This window comes from uncultured Paraglaciecola sp., from assembly GCF_937123705.1.
Lineage (GTDB): Bacteria > Pseudomonadota > Gammaproteobacteria > Enterobacterales > Alteromonadaceae > Paraglaciecola.
Window position 1 is genome coordinate 134,816 of the sequence record NZ_CAKZKO010000037.1, and the last position, 15,627, is coordinate 150,442.

General features: G+C 42.3%; 10 protein-coding genes and 1 pseudogene. 9 read left to right on the top strand and 2 right to left on the bottom strand.

Features of this window, described 5'->3' with window-relative positions:
• Positions 1-17: 17 nt before the first annotated feature.
• The gene (locus Q0688_RS05675) at positions 18-1,184 is read right to left on the bottom strand and encodes an ROK family transcriptional regulator (RefSeq protein ID WP_299074047.1); all 1,167 of its coding nucleotides are present in this window, start codon (positions 1,182-1,184) and stop codon (positions 18-20) included.
• Between the two features lie 363 nt (positions 1,185-1,547).
• Here Q0688_RS05675 and Q0688_RS05680 point away from each other — a divergent pair, with 363 nt between their 5' ends.
• From Q0688_RS05680 to Q0688_RS27630, 4 genes and pseudogenes are all read left to right on the top strand, one after another.
• On the top strand, positions 1,548-4,232 hold the full coding sequence (locus Q0688_RS05680; RefSeq protein WP_299074048.1) for a TonB-dependent receptor: 2,685 nt from the start codon (positions 1,548-1,550) through the stop codon (positions 4,230-4,232).
• 53 nt (positions 4,233-4,285) lie between these two features.
• Complete coding sequence (locus tag Q0688_RS05685) at positions 4,286-5,242, top strand: glycerophosphodiester phosphodiesterase family protein (protein WP_299074049.1); 957 nt, start codon at positions 4,286-4,288, stop codon at positions 5,240-5,242.
• A 137-nt stretch (positions 5,243-5,379) separates the two neighbouring features.
• Complete coding sequence (locus Q0688_RS05690; protein WP_299074050.1) at positions 5,380-6,708, top strand: MFS transporter; 1,329 nt, start codon at positions 5,380-5,382, stop codon at positions 6,706-6,708.
• Positions 6,709-6,876: 168 nt separating this feature from the next.
• Positions 6,877-6,921, top strand: a pseudogene (locus tag Q0688_RS27630) (hypothetical protein); the annotation flags it as partial.
• Here Q0688_RS27630 and Q0688_RS05695 read toward each other — a convergent pair.
• Complete coding sequence (locus Q0688_RS05695; RefSeq protein ID WP_299074051.1) at positions 6,904-7,653, bottom strand: GntR family transcriptional regulator; 750 nt, start codon at positions 7,651-7,653, stop codon at positions 6,904-6,906. The pseudogene Q0688_RS27630 and the gene Q0688_RS05695 overlap by 18 nt on opposite strands.
• Positions 7,654-7,905: 252 nt before the next feature.
• Here Q0688_RS05695 and Q0688_RS05700 point away from each other — a divergent pair, with 252 nt between their 5' ends.
• From Q0688_RS05700 to Q0688_RS05720, 5 genes are all read left to right on the top strand, one after another.
• Positions 7,906-10,026: a TIM-barrel domain-containing protein gene (locus tag Q0688_RS05700; RefSeq protein ID WP_299074052.1), complete on the top strand. Its 2,121-nt coding sequence runs from the start codon at positions 7,906-7,908 to the stop codon at positions 10,024-10,026.
• The gene (locus Q0688_RS05705) at positions 10,026-10,568 is read left to right on the top strand and encodes a TRAP transporter small permease (RefSeq protein WP_299074053.1); all 543 of its coding nucleotides are present in this window, start codon (positions 10,026-10,028) and stop codon (positions 10,566-10,568) included. The genes Q0688_RS05700 and Q0688_RS05705 overlap by 1 nt, the downstream gene beginning before the upstream one ends.
• Before the next feature lies 1 nt (position 10,569).
• The gene (locus tag Q0688_RS05710; protein WP_299074054.1) at positions 10,570-11,856 is read left to right on the top strand and encodes a TRAP transporter large permease; all 1,287 of its coding nucleotides are present in this window, start codon (positions 10,570-10,572) and stop codon (positions 11,854-11,856) included.
• Between the two features lies 1 nt (position 11,857).
• Entirely contained in the window at positions 11,858-12,901 is a 1,044-nt protein-coding gene (dctP, locus tag Q0688_RS05715) for a TRAP transporter substrate-binding protein DctP (protein ID WP_299074055.1), read from the top strand.
• Positions 12,902-13,163: 262 nt separating this feature from the next.
• The gene (locus tag Q0688_RS05720) at positions 13,164-15,542 is read left to right on the top strand and encodes a TonB-dependent receptor (RefSeq protein WP_299074056.1); all 2,379 of its coding nucleotides are present in this window, start codon (positions 13,164-13,166) and stop codon (positions 15,540-15,542) included.
• Positions 15,543-15,627 lie beyond the last annotated feature (85 nt).

The following is a 15,627-nucleotide window of genomic DNA, read 5'->3' on the forward strand; positions in this document are numbered from 1 at the left end:
AAATTAATCTTATCGGTTTACGAATAATAAAACTTGTTAATAAATGGCAAAAAGGATGCACCAATAGCAGCAGCATCTCCTTTAACTTCGGAAGCGACCACTTCAGCTGTTTTCCTTCGAATACCTCGACGATTAATATCAAAAAATTGTAATTGCGTAATCATTCTTGTTTTTAGCTTGCCAGGCACGACACCACCAAACACCAGCAATTCCGTATCAAGTACAGCGGCTGTAGCCGATACCATAAGAGAGAGGGAAGGCAGTACTTCCTTAATCCAGCTGCCAACACCTTCTAAATGATCATCGTAGTTATCGACTAACGCTTCAACACTATTGAAGTGACTTCCCAAGCTATTTAAATGTAACCTGAGATTTTCCATAGTTGGGGGGGGCATGTCATCGATAGGCAGAATTGCCCTAAATTCTCCTGCATTACCGTTTACCCCTCTAAATAATTTGCCATTTGCTACTACCCCCCCTCCAAGACCTGTTGCAAAATAAAAATATGCAAAGCTTTGCACTTGGTTACCTACTCCACAATAGTTTTCGGCTATTGTAGCGGCATTACCATCATTTTCTGACCAAACAGGTAATCCGAGTTCTTTACCAAATAATTCTTCAAGATTAATTAATGCAAAATCTTGTAAAGATTCAGGCGTATTATAACTAGCCTCATTAATGCCAGTGTGAAATCCAGAAGTACTTAAGCCCACACCGAATAGATTAGTTTTGTCGACACCATTATTAGCAAGAAGAATATCAATCGATTCTTTCACCGACGTTACTATTTTGTTTCGTCCCATATCCGACACTATTGGAACCAACGTATCTAAGGTTTCGCCGGAAAAATCAGACAAAACTAGGCATAACCCATCAGCTTTTAATGAGATACCTACAGAATAGGCATAGTGTGAATTTAGTGAAAAGGTAGCACTGGGTTGACCTCTGGCCCCTGTGTTTTTAAGAGACGATTTTTTAATCATTCCTTTATTATCTAAGGCAGAAAGCATTCTGGACACGGACTGCTGAGAAAAAGTCAGAGCATTGGTTAAGTCGGCTTGTGTTGCGGACTTATCTCTTAGCAAAATCCCTAATATTCCGGCCTCTCCAGCACTCACAAGCGCTTTATCTTTTAGATCCCAGTACTTAGCCGTGATGAGACTATCTCGAAAAAACGACGACACATGAACCTCCGTGATGACCTATTTTCCATTACGCTACCAAATTCTATGAAACATTCAATATAAATTCACTTACAATGCGTGAGATTTAAAGATCTCCTTCCTTAAAAATTCACTTAAATGTGTCTCCATTATTAACAGCGCACAAAGAACAACTTGACTAGTTTTGTTTCTTTAAAATCAAATAGCACAAAAAAAACAATTTAATAACAATAACTTAACACATAAAAACCTATTTAAACTAGCGTTTCCAAGCTGTATCAAAAATTAAATAGAGAAGCCGTATTGCAAGTTACTAATAACAATGCAATTATACTTACTCATGGTGAGTATAATTAAATAATTTGTTTCACACGAGGACAACACATGTACCCTAAAACTAAAATAGCCATCGTTATTGCATTAACGATTGCTGTGACGACCACTAGTTTTGCGCAACAAACTAATACTGTAGTGATTTCTGCTACAGAAAGCGCCCCAAAAACAGTGACAGCTGAATCTGACGTGGAAATCATAGTCGTCACTGGTACCAGGAGCCAATTGCGAAGTGCTATAGACGAAAAGCGTGAGCTGCAACGAATTGCAGATTTAGTAACAGAAGATGATTTAGGCAGCCTGCCAGACTTTAATGCAGCGGAAGCTTTAGGGCGAATTCCAGGTATTACCGTTGCAAATGATCAGGCTGAAGGGCGATTTGTCACTATTCGTGGGTTGAATGCAAACTTTAATAATACCACTGTTGATGGTGCTTCTCTTTCTTCCACCGATATTGATGGGCGGAAAATTGAGATGGATGTTGTTCCTGCTTCAATGGCTGGCACTATACAGGTTATTAAATCACTAACCCCAGACATGGACGCCAATGCTGTGGGTGGTACGATTAATTTTGTTTCTCGCAGTCCTTTTGATTATGAAGATGGTTTTATGTCTTTTTCAGGCTCTGTTGGTAAATATCAAAATGACAACGGTTATAAGGGCAGCGGCCCAAGTGGCAATGGCGATTTAGTTTGGTCAAATATATTGGGTGATAATGAACAGTTTGGTCTAGTTGTATCTGCAAATTATTATCTCCGTCAATCTTATTTAGGCAGGATTGAACAAGGTGACGAGATATTATTTCATGGCGAAACAGGAACTGAATTAAGCGCTCGAAGCGACCGTGTTGATCCTTATGAAAGTGACATATATATCCCAGAAGAATGGAAAGCTTTAGACTATTACAATAGTCGAAAAAGATATGGGGGCAGCTTTAGATTTGAACATCGTCCGTCCGATGATGCCAAGACCTGGATCCGTGGTTTCTTCAATCAAGCGAACGATCAAGAAGCCCGGATGGAAACAAAAATGTGGAACCGTGAAAAAAATGCACGTATTACCTATGCAGATGCAAGCTCTGGCACCCTTGAAAATACTGAATGGTCCACTCAGCTTGGTGAGTTTGACTTTAAGCGCCAAACCTACGGTTTAAAAGCCTATGGTAAATATTCCCTTAAAGAAAAGTATACTTTTGAGCCAGCAATAAATTATTCAGGTTCAAGTTACGAACAACCACAAGTTTGGGATAGGTTTGTTCAAAAATCAGCTGACTTCAAATTTGACACCCGTTCAAGGATCACTCAATGGACACCCACATCTGAAGACGCATTTAACGGTGATTTATTCGATTATCAAAAAAGAGAAATAAACATCGATGGATTAGATGAAGATATCATTTCTGTTTCGGCAGATTTAGGCTGGAATAACCAATCTTATGATATCGGATGGGGCTATAAAGTCGGGTTCAAGTACAGACAAAAAGATAAAGTTTATGATTATGAGCGCACTGAATATCGGTTTGCAGATGACTTAAACTTAAACAGCATAAACTGGTCTAGAAGTTGCCCCGATGAAATGCCAAGTTGTAATAATGATTTATTTATTACCATGGATAGCAACTCAATCCATGACTTAGTTTCTGAGTACCTCTCTTCCGATGAAACAGATCTTCGTGAAAATGAAGATGACGATAATAACCGAGACTATGATGCTTCGGAAAAAGTGACGTCCTTATATGGTTTAGTTGTTCATACCGGAGAAAAACATTTTTTTACCGCTGGCCTACGATATGAAGATACAGACTTCTCATCTACCGGAAAACGGGAAGACAAAGACCTAGGTGAATTTATCGTAAGCAGCAATGAAAACACTTATGACAACTTACTGGCGTCCGCTAATCTCAAATACGACATCAGTGACGAACTCGTATTTAGAACAGCCTTCTCTCAGTCAATATCTCGCCCTAGAATTTCATATCAAGCAGCAAGAGGAGAGAGACAGGATTTTAACGGCACCGAACTCACGCTTACACGGGGTAATCCAAACCTAAAACCAAGAGAAGCAAACAATTTTGATATAGGTTTAGAGTGGTATTTTGAAGAAGGGGGCTTACTCTCTAGTGCTCTTTTTTACAAAAATATTGATAACCAAATCTATCGTACCACGCGAGACGATGAGACCTTATATGACCAAGATGGGGATGGAAACTTAGAACTTACCCCGACCAGCATACGTGAATATGTTAACGGTGAAGATGCCGATCTATATGGCCTTGAACTTGGTTATACCAAAGAGCTAGACAAAATCCTCCCAGGTCTTGGTTTTAATCTAAATGCCACGTTTTTAGGTAGTGATTATGAAGTTGAACTTGAAGATAGAGAATATAGAGAACCCGAAACATTTATTCAACAAGCCAACTTCACCGCCAATGCAGTGATTTATTATCAAAGGGGCCCCTTTGAGGCTCGTGTGGCGGCGAATCGAACGGGGTTAAAGTTGAATAATCTATACACCAGCAAAATCATAGACGCCTACCGAGATCAGTACGACGATGCACGTACACAAGTCGATGTGCAATTTCGTTATGACGTAAATGATAGTGTTGGTTTATATGCCAATATCACCAATCTATTTGATAAAGAACAGTATGAATTGTTAGGTAGAGACCAAGAATTCACACGTTGGGAATCAGATTTTGGCCGCGCTATCTTTATTGGTTTCTCCATCAAAAATTAGTCAATTATAGGTCCAGGGATTAGAAGTAACTCCAATATTTATGGTAATTAAAAATGAAAATACGTTTACTAGTAACCTTGATAGTCCTCTCGTTGAGTATTTGTAAGTCGATGGCTATCGCGTCAACAGAGCGTTTAAAAACAAAAAACAAATCGTCGCAACACATAGTTTGCCGCAGTGATTTAGTAATGAATTCGATTAAAAGTAAAGGGACAAATCGTATTCTCGTGGCCGCTCATAGGGGAGCACACAACACACAACCAGAAAATTCATTACCCTCAATTGATAAGGCAATAGATTTAGGGGTAGACATAATTGAGCTTGATGTAAGACTCAGCGCTGACGGCATACCGGTGCTAATGCATGATAAAAGTGTGAATAGAACAACCAATGGCACAGGCCTTATTTCCAATAAGTCCCTTGCAGAAATTAGGAAGTTAAGACTATTGTTTGACGGAAAACCCACAGCACATCACGTCCCCACCCTAGCTGAAGTACTGGTTCAAGCGAAGGATAGAATAATTGTCAATATTGACATAAAAGCAGAAGACATATTAGCCATTTCAAAAGTGGTGGAAGAAGCGCAAGCTTTTAGCTACACCATGTTTTTTAATGATGACCTTGCGCTTCTATCAAAGCTAAGAACGATTCGACCTGACACGGTTATTATGCCATTGGCCTCAAACGATAAAGAAGCACGGTTTATCGCTTCAAAGTTTGACATTGAAATCGTTCACCTTAAGGAGAATTATATAAGCAGTGGCCTTTCAATATTTCTAGATGATAACAATAGTGCTGGCTGGGTAAATGCACTTGGAAAAATAGATTCATTTTTGAAAGATGGGAGTCTCACTGCCAGCGATCATTTTATTGACGCTAGAGTGGATGTTATCCAAACAGATAGACCAGAAGAGCTTTTAGCGATTCTATCAAACAAGAGTTTACGCCCTAATTATGCTGGTCTTAACAGAACTCAACCATGCGGGTTAGTTATTGCAAAAGAACCATAAAACGCCAGCCAAACTAGCAGTTAGCAAATTAATCAATCGACCTTAAACACGGCAATGCTCATTGAACACACCCACTTGATATGGGTTAAAGAATCAATGAATGCGCTTTATTTAAGGTTTGCACAGCGAACTCAGATATGTTTACAACAATTTCAAATTTTTATAAAAGAAGTTCACCAAGTGCACATTCTTCTACTAATGTTCATCAAGACAACGAATTAAAAAGAAAAAAACTATCGATATTTCTCGCCATCACAGTGGGTTATGGTTTTTATTACGTTTGTCGTCTTAGTTTCAACGTGGCTAAAAAATCCCTGGCTGATGAAGGAATATTTACGGTAACAGAAATTGGTCTGATTGGATCGGCACTGTTTTTTGCTTATGCATTTGGGAAGCTTGCCAATGGCTTACTCGCTGATAGGGTCAATGTGCGTAAATTTATGACCACTGGATTGTTAGTATCTGCTGTTGTAAACATAATTTTAGGTTCCACTACTGAATTTTGGTTCTTTGCAATATTGTGGGGGATAAATGGTTGGTTTCAATCATTTGGGGCACCTTCTAGTGTGGTATCTATTGTGCAATGGTTTGGGGGTAAGGAAAGAGGATCTATATGGGGAATGTGGGGGACAAGTCACAACATAGGTGAAGCGATTACATTTATTTTAACGGCTTTTGTTGTTGGAAGTTTTGGTTGGATGTGGGGCTTTAGAACTGCGGGCATTTCTTGCCTAATTATATGCTTTTTTATGTGGAAATGTTTATATGAAAGACCAGAAGTTTATGGCTTACCTAAACCTGAAGAAAGCGCTTCCCCTAAGCAAAATATATCCATGGGAGCAAAACAATGGCAAGTATTCAAATCTCCAGCCATTTGGATTTTAGCGTTTTCCAGTTCCTTTTTCTATGTAACACGTTATGCAGTTAATAGTTGGGGGTTGTTCTTTTTAGAAGCAGAAAAAGGCTATAGCACGTTGGAGGCTGGGTCGATAATTTCTGTGAATGCCATTGCCGGTATTTTGGGTACGTTTTTTTCTGGGATCCTTTCTGATAAGTACTTTAAAGGGCGACGTAATTTTCCGGCGCTGATTTTTGGTTTTATCTATTTCCTTTCTATTAGCCTTTTTGTTTTAGGACCTGCTAACTCAGTGATAGACACTTTTAGTATGGTTATGTTTGGCCTTTCTCTTGGTGTGCTCATCATTTATTTAGGAGGATTAATGGCGGTAGATGTTGCATCAAAAGAAACATCAGGAACCGCGCTTGGTATTGTAGGTGTAGCCAGTTATGTTGGAGCAGGGATCCAAGACATAGTTAGCGGTATCCTCATTGATGACAGCGTAACCATGATTAAAGGCGAAGTTGTGTATAACTTTGAAACAGTTGGCTATTTTTGGATTGGTGCATCGTTGTTTTCGATGCTTCTTGCAACCTTAGTGTGGAATGTTAAACCTCACCACAACTAACAAAGAGAGTCGTTACTAAATAGTAAGACTCATCAATGTTAGAACTTCGAAAACGTGAATGGCATGGCAATGCTATGAAAAATGTGACACAGCATATCGGGTTACTATCAACATAGTGACGTTGAACAAGACGTTTGCCAGAGTCACTTATCTCACATTTTATTTATTTTGAATTTAGGTGTTAACCTAAACCCACTACCCCAACTCCACCAAATAATGATAATGATCGCTGCGGCAACGGCTCACCCTATATTCGATCGCTTTATTATCCAATGAGTGTGTGACGCGGGTCACCTCTAGTAGTGGTTGTCCTGCTTGAATGGCCAACAATTGCGCATCATCTTTTGTTGCCAGCACAGCTTTAATACTGTCGCGGGTATCTCGCACTGTTAGGTTAAATTGAGTTTGATAAAAGTGGTACAGGGTGTGCGGTACTTCAGGTTGCTCTTCTAATTTTGCAAAGTATTTGTAAGGTAAAAAGATGGTTTCTGCCATACAAAACTCATTGTTCAAAATGCGCCTTCTACTGAGCACTATTACCTTTGATTTAGGTGTTAACTCTAAAGCCTTTGCCACTTGTTTGCTTGCCACTTGAGTGTTTACCGACATCAATTCGGCTTTGGGTAATTCGGGGGTTTTGCCATCGGCGATCAAAGGGAAAAAACGATACAAGCTGTGGTGACCTGTATGCTCAGAGACAAAGGTGCCTATTCCTTGCTTTCGATTTAGAATATTGGCATCGGTTAAGCTATTTAAGGCTTTACGCACCGTGCCTTGACTCACATCCAGTTCGCTAGCTAATTGAAATTCACTTGGCAACATTTCACCTGGCTTCCAACGCTGCTCTACTATTAGTTGCGTAACATGCTCTTCAACTTGTTTATATAGCGGTTGTAGCGCAAGCCCTGGGCGGCTCAGTTTATTATCAAAACGGCTTTTATTCATAAATGTTAACAATAAGTCAATTGACCTCTAGAGTAATATCAACCCTTGCTCTTATACAAGAGGTTAATGTATATAACCTCTTGGCAATTTTCATGGATTGACAATAAATTCACTCTGCTATAACTTAGGTCTTATATAAGAATTTATTGCGCTATGTTTTATTTGTCTTTATTGATGGTATAAAAATTCATCAAAATCAATAGGATGAATAAAATATAGGCGCTACTCAACAACCCGAGGTCACCTTTGTCAGTGCAATCCCCTTCGTTTGCTTCCACTGTTAATTTATCAGCGCCCGATTGGAATACAGTACCTCAAGTTACTGTGACGGGTGAGGGCTATAGCGCAGGGAAAACATCGGTCATATTGCCAACATCGGCGGGTTTGTTACAACTCAGTTTTCATAAAAGTGGACTGCGTATGCAAATAGCCGCTGATGCTTGCAGCGATTATGACATACTCACCCATCAGCCTGAGTCGCTGCCTTGCCAGTTAACCTCTTCAGAGCAAAGCAGCACTATTGTGTGTGGTGACTATGCGTTAATCATCCAACATCAACCTTTTTCATTTAGCCTAAATTGTGCAGGCAAAACCATACAGCAAACCCCTAACGATGGGCACTTTGTTCGCCAATACCGTATGCCCCCGCTGACTAAAACGGCGCAAGGTTGGTTATTTAGTTTACATTTAGGCGCCGAAGAGCCGGTATATGGACTAGGAGAAAAATGGTCGAGTTTAAATAAACGCGGCCAATTTATTCGCTCTTATAATCATGATGCCCTTGGGGTCAATGCCGAGATTTCCTATAAAAATACGCCTTTTGCATGGAGCCCATCGGGTTGGGGTGTTTTTGTGCATACGCCCGCCCCCGTCAGTCACGGCGTAGGGTATGCTCCTTGGTCACAGCGTGCTTATGGCTTATTGGTTGAAGACGATGCCTTAGATATATTTATATTGCATGGTAAAAATGGCGGCGAAATCATCAATCAATATACCCAACTTACGGGCAAGGCACCGGTGCCACCAGTGTGGAGCTTAGGGGTCATTTTATCTAAAGCCTACTATCAAGATGTGCCCGAATTAATGGCTACCGCCAAAGCGGTGCGCGAACATGCTATGCCCTGTGATGTGATCACCTTAGATGGCCGCGCATGGCAAGATACCGATACCCGTTTTGCCTTTGAGTGGGATCCTAAGCGTTTTGCGCATTTTCCGCCCAACCAAGTCATTGCCGATTTAAAAGCCATGAACTTTAAGGTGTGTATTTGGGAATACCCTTTAGTGTCGGTGCAAAATCCGCTGTTTGCCCAGATGGCTAAAAAAGGCTGGTTGCTAAAAGATAAACGTAGCGGCGAAGCTTACCGTTATCAATGGGATATGAGTGCCTTTGCCGAAGTGCTGACTCCTTTACCTGAGTCTGGCATAGTAGACTTTACCCACCCCGATGCCTTTAATTTTTGGCTCGAATCACACAAACCACTGTTTGATTTAGGGGTAGATATGATCAAGGCCGACTTTGGCGAGCAAGTAGAAGATGACAATATGCTGGCCCACAATGGTGACTCTGGCCATAGGTTGCACAATGTGTATAGCCTTTTATACAACCGCTGCGTGTATCAGGCCGCCGAAAAATACAGTCAAAATGGCCCATTTTTATTTAGCCGCAGTGCATGGAGTGGCTCGCAGCGCTACCCCAGTCAGTGGGGCGGCGATCCTCAAGCCGATTGGGGAGGGTTAATTGGCAGCATTCGCGGTGCTTTGTCTTGGGGCATGTCTGGCGCTCCCTATTTTGCAACTGACGTAGGCGGGTTTTACAAAGACACCCGTGATTCAGAATTATTTGTGCGTTGGTCGCAAATGGCAGTTTTCTCAGCCCATATACGTTTGCATGGCATAGGTCAGCGCGAGCCGTGGAGCTATAGCCATGATGCCGAACAAGCGGTCAACCAAGCATTAAAACTGCGCTACCAGCTTATTCCTTATATTCAAACGGCTATGGAGCAAGCAAGCGAGACAGGCATGCCATTAATGCGGGCAATGGCCTTGGCCTTTCCTAATGACAGGCTGGCGCGAGGCTTTGAGATGCAATTTATGTTTGGTGACAATTTATTGGTAGTGCCTTGTACCCAACCAGGCGGTGAGGTGGAATTTTATTTGCCTGATGGCCAGTGGTTAAGATTTCCAGATCAGCAAATATTTAGCGGTGGCAAAGTGCATACCCTCACCTTAGCTTTAGAGGAAATGGCGGTATTTGTGCCTGCTGGGCAAAACATACCTATAGGCCCAGATGTGTTACATACCGAGCAATTAACACCCCCGGCCAGCGGCAAACAAATCAAGCATTATTGGCCCGCACAAGATGTGGTTGTTTGATGACTAAGTTGCAACAAACGCTATTTGCCCTTAACAAGCCCCTTGGCAAACTTAACTTTGCCGTTGCCAATACCGCTAAAAACTTCGCCGGAGGCTTACTCGCGGTGATGTTAATGATGATTCTGGCCCAAGTATTTTTTCGCTATGTACTCAACGACTCTTTGGCTTGGACCGAAGAACTTGCAAAATTTGCTATGGTTTGGATAGCGTGTTTAGTGGCCCCTTGGGCATACCGCGCGCACCTAAATGTGTCGATACAAATGTTTGCCGATGCCTTACCAGCACTGTTACGCAGAGCCACCGAAATTGTCATTACGCTCTTGGTGATACTTATTTGCGGCATATTTTTTATGCAAAGTCTGGCATTTTGGCAATCGGGATGGAGCATTAACGCGTCTTCTGTGCCTATCAAACTGGCGTACTTTTATAGTTGCGCCCCTTTCGCTTTTGGGTCGCTATGTTTGGTGGGCTTTGAACGGCTAATCGAACAACTCTGTTTGCCCTTAGCCCATTGTGTTATTCCACCTCAGGACGCCCGTTAATATGTCGTTAAGTTATTTCTGGGTCTTTATCTTATTATTAACCGCCGGTGCACCGGTAATTTTCGCCCTGTTAATTGGCCCAGGGGTTAGTTTGATTTTAGACGGCAAAGAAGTGTTTTTTTCGGCGCTGTTAAATAGATTGTACTCGGGCATGAACTCTTTTCCGCTGATGGCCGTGCCGTTTTTTATTTTGGCGGGTGAGTTGATGAATCAAGGGGGAATTACCCAATCTATCGTGCGATTTAGTCAAAGTTTAATAGGCCATTACCGCGGCGGATTAGCCCAAGTAAATATATTATCTTCGGTGTTATTTGCCGGTTTGTCTGGCTCGGCTGTGGCCGATACTTCAGCGCTGGGTAAAATGCTTATTCCGGCAATGGAGCAAAACGGTTACAGCAGACGCTTTGCTGCTGCGGTCACGGCTGCATCCTCAGTAATAGGCCCGATAATCCCTCCTTCTGGCATTATGATTTTATATGCCTTTATTATGAACGTGTCTGTGGCGGGCATGTTTTTAGCGGGCATTGTGCCGGGCATATTGATTTGTGCAGGTTTGATGTTAATGACCAGCCGCATCGCTAAAAAACGCAATTATCCTGTAGCCAATGCTAAAGCCTCCTGGCATGAACGCGGCAGCGCTCTGAAAAGTTCATTTTTACCGCTGCTTACGCCCGTCATATTATTAGGTGGTATAGTGTTAGGGGTATTTACGCCCACCGAAGCAGCTGCCGTTGCGGCAGGTTATGCGCTGATTATTACCCTGTTTGTTACTCACACCCTTACATTGAATAAATTGCCTAACATATTAGTGAATGCAGCGGTGCAATCGGGCACTATTTTATTATTAGTTGGCTCGGCGGTCACCTTCGCTTGGATCATCACAGTCTCGGGCATGGCCGATACCCTCGCCTCAGAAATCACCGGGATCACCGATAATGTGTTGTTGCTACTGCTGATCATCAACTTGTTTTTATTTGCTATCGGCATGTTTTTAGATGCGGGACCCGCTATCTTAATTTTGGGCCCAGTGCTTGCGCCGATTTTTATCGCACTCGGTATCGACCCCTTACATTTTGCCGTGATCATGTGTGTTAACTTAACCGTTGGGCTTGCCACGCCACCTATGGGGTTAGTGTTATTTGTTGCGGCTGCGGTATCAGGTGAAAAAACCGAAAATATCGCCTTTGAAATGTTGCCTTTTTTAGCAGTAGAAGCCTTGGTGATATTTTTGATCACCTACTTCCCTGCCCTAACCATGACTTTGCCTAGATATTTTGGGTTCGCTTAATATGACCATAAAACGCCTCATTTTACTGATTATTTATGGACTGATTGCCGTGGGCTGCTTAGTGGGCATTTTTCGCGCCAGCGTGACCCAAGCAGAATTTACTATTAAGGCTGCAATTCAAGCCTCGACTCAAGACGAAGATTACGTAGGATTATTGGCTTTTAAAGAATATGTCGAAAAACACAGCAACGGCCGGGTACAAGTGCAGTTGTATGCGTCGGGGCAATTTTGCGGCAGCGTACCCGAGTGTATCGGCAGTTTACAGTCAGGGGTGTTAGAAATGTTTCCCAGCACCGCAGGCGGCACCGGTAACTTTTTCGCTCCTGCTCAAGTGTTGGATTTACCTTACGTATTTACCAGTGACGCCCAAGCCGAGTGTGTATTAGATGGGCCAATTTTAACAAAAATGCGCGACACTGTGCTGGGCAATGGCTTAAATATACGTTTAATTGGCGTATCCAACACAGGTGGTTGGCGTAACTTTGCCACCACCCAAAAAGCAATCCACAGCCCTGAAGACTTAATAGGTCAAAAAATTCGCACCACCCCTGCCGAAATTCAACAAGAATTAGTCAAACAACTCGGTGCCAACGCCACGCCTATTTCTTGGGCAGAACTCTACACAGCATTAGCAACAGGTGTGGTTGAGGGCAGCAAAAACGGCATTCAAGATATCATTGGCGCCAAACTTCAAGAGCACTTAAAATACATTATTCTCGATGGTCACTCTTATATGGCCACCCTCTGGTGGTTTTCTGAGCCAGTATGGAAAACCTTACCGGCAGATATTCAACAAATTGTACTTAAAGGCTTTGAAAAACAAAAAGCCGCCGCCAGTCATTTAGTGGCCACCCAAGAAAGTCATTCCTACACACTATTTGAACAAGCTGGCGGCACCATTTATCGCCCTTCTATGGCAGAAAAACAAGCCTTTAAAGATGCATCGGTTAATATGCGCCAGTGGTTTATCAATAATTTTGGCGAAGATTGGCTAGATTTATTGGAGTCGTCGGTTGAACAATGTAATACCCATCTCCCATCATAAATGCCGCTTATACCATTCTAGAATGGTATAAGCCCTAACCGTTAACAATTTAGCAACAAAATGATTGCATATTACTGAATGAGAGGGTAAATTTTCACCGTCTTCTGTCTTATATAAGACAGGGAAAGTCAATCTTATAATAAAATTAGAATAATGATGGGTGTCAACATCCAATAACACACAAGCCATGGCCCTAGTCAGTTTATACATTCTTTCACGGGCTAAAAATAACCAGATCAAGAACACATCTTGGGAGAACACCATGCAACTAAAACCCAGTCACTTACACACTAGCATTGCTCAGGCACTGGCCTTGTCGGCTTGTTTAACAATGGGCGCAACGGCTCATGGACAAGAAGCCCAAAGTGACGAGCAACAAGGTTTGATGGAAAAAATCACGGTCACCGCGCAAAAGCGTGTTGAAAACCTAAATGAAGTACCTGTTGCCGTATCGGTATTGCGAGAAGATCAAATCAACTCGGCTTTTTCAGCCAATATAGAAGGCCTGCAAGCATTAGTGCCTTCTGTTAGTTTTAGAAAAGGTAATACAAACCGTAACTCAGCCATCACCATTCGTGGTGTAGGGACTATTTCATTCAGTGTTGCTGCTGAACCTAGTGTATCAACTGTTGTTGATGGCGTGGTGTTAGGCCGTTCTGGTCAAGCTTTCGTAGACTTATACGACCTAGAGCGGGTTGAAGTGTTGCGTGGCCCACAAGGGACACTTTTTGGTAAAAATGCCTCGGCTGGTGTGGTGAATATCACCACTAAACGCCCTTCTGATGAGTTTGAAGGAAGCTTTGAAGCTACCTTATTTCAAGACAACGAATACCGCTTAAAAACCAGTGTTTCTGGCCCGCTAAACGATAACGTCAGTGGTGGCTTAACCGTATTGAAATCTCAATTTGATGGTTACATCAATAATGTTTATAACAATGAAACCGTTAGTGGCTACGATAAAGAAGGCGTTCGCGCTATGCTGGATATCGAAGCGTCAGACGATACCGATATCTTGTTTATTTTCGAGAACATGGACTCAAATGACAGTTGTTGTGCTGATTTAGAATTAACACCGAGTGGTCGCCATGATTCCGAATCATCACCCAATAGCAGCGGCATAGGTGATTTAGATCTTAGCCAAAGACAAATTGATCATGACTTTGAAACCCGCACCTTAGATGAAACCACAGCGTTTTCGATACAAGTAGATAAAGAGCTAGGGGATCATCAATTAACATCCATTACCGCCTACCGCAGTTGGAAAAACACTGAGTTCCGTGAAGGAGACTTTACTTCCACAGCCGGTGATTTACCTATGCCGGTTTTTGGTGTGCCATTTCAGTTGCATGACATAGGTAATCAGGAGTGGGATCAAATATCTCAAGAACTTAGGATCGCTTCTCCAACTGGTGAAGCCTTTGACTACCAAGCCGGTTTTTTCTGGTGGAATCAAAGCTCAGAGCGTAACTTCACTCGTGATGCCAGTTGCCAAAATAACGGCGAGCAACTCAATGCAGCCATTGGCAACTATATGACAGACGTACTGGGTGTAGCCGATCCATCCGATGCTGACATACAACAATATATTAGCGACGAAGGCATAAGATGTAATTCAAATGATATTGTCAGCGCCACAGCGTACATGGAAACCGAATTTGATAACTGGGCATTATTTGCCGATGGTAAATACCATATTAGTGACGACTTTAGACTATTGTTTGGCCTGCGTTACACCAACGATGAAGTGAGTTATTCTCACAATCGCATCAACAACGATCAATACAGCCGTACTGGGGTGGGAGTTCGAGGATTTAACACTGATTACAGTGGCTCAACAGATGAGTCCAATACCTCGGCTAAGTTTGGCGCGCAGTTTGATATCAACGACGACAGTATGGTGTACGCGACTTACTCACAAGGCTACAAAGGCCCAGCATTCAACGTATTTTACAATATGGCAGATAACGATACTTTGCCCATTGGTGCCGAAACCTCTGATGCCTATGAGCTGGGTTATAAGTATGCCAGCCGTGATTTGATATTTAACGCTGCAGTATTTCGCACCGAAATTGATGGTTTTCAAGCCAACAACCCTGAATTGTTAGACGGCGTATTTATTACTCGATTAACCAACGCTGGTTCAATTATCACCCAAGGCGCAGAGCTTGACTTTATGTGGCAAGCCACAGAAGATTTCACGCTGACAGGCGGTTTATCTACAGTCACAGCGGAAGTTGATCAGTTTCTTTGCCCAGTAGGTTTAGATACCTGTGACGGCAGCTCGGGAGACGACCTACCCTTTTCACCTGACTTAAAATACTCAGTAACAGGTGAATATGTGTGGGATGTAGATGATATGCAAATTTATCTAAACGGCGCCTATGTGTACACAGCTGAAATATTTGCTGGGGCACCAGGCGCAACCGAAGCCACCAACCCAGAAGCACTATTGCCAGAATATGGCATATTTAACGCAAGCCTTGCCTTCTCATTCAGCGATGACGATTACCGTGTGTCACTTATTGGTAAAAATTTAACCGATGAGAAGTTTGTGACCACTTACAGCGGTGATAATTTCCGTTATCAAATCCCTAGAGACGCAAGCCGCTACTTTGGTGTGCAATTACGGGCTAAGTTTTAAGACTTAACGTAAAAAGTAGCCCTCAACTTTTGATCAAGTTGGGGGCTTTTTTTTACCTAAATATCGCCCCTCTGCTCTGGTTATA

Coding starts and splice junctions, on each gene's coding strand:
- Q0688_RS05680 (WP_299074048.1), top strand. CDS start 1,548: ATGTACCCTAAAACTAAAATAGCCATCGTTATTGCATTAACGATTGCT.
- Q0688_RS05685 (WP_299074049.1), top strand. CDS start 4,286: ATGAAAATACGTTTACTAGTAACCTTGATAGTCCTCTCGTTGAGTATT.
- Q0688_RS05690 (WP_299074050.1), top strand. CDS start 5,380: ATGTTTACAACAATTTCAAATTTTTATAAAAGAAGTTCACCAAGTGCA.
- Q0688_RS05695 (WP_299074051.1), bottom strand. CDS start 7,653: ATGAATAAAAGCCGTTTTGATAATAAACTGAGCCGCCCAGGGCTTGCG.
- Q0688_RS05705 (WP_299074053.1), top strand. CDS start 10,026: ATGACTAAGTTGCAACAAACGCTATTTGCCCTTAACAAGCCCCTTGGC.
- Q0688_RS05710 (WP_299074054.1), top strand. CDS start 10,570: ATGTCGTTAAGTTATTTCTGGGTCTTTATCTTATTATTAACCGCCGGT.
- dctP (WP_299074055.1), top strand. CDS start 11,858: ATGACCATAAAACGCCTCATTTTACTGATTATTTATGGACTGATTGCC.
- Q0688_RS05720 (WP_299074056.1), top strand. CDS start 13,164: ATGCAACTAAAACCCAGTCACTTACACACTAGCATTGCTCAGGCACTG.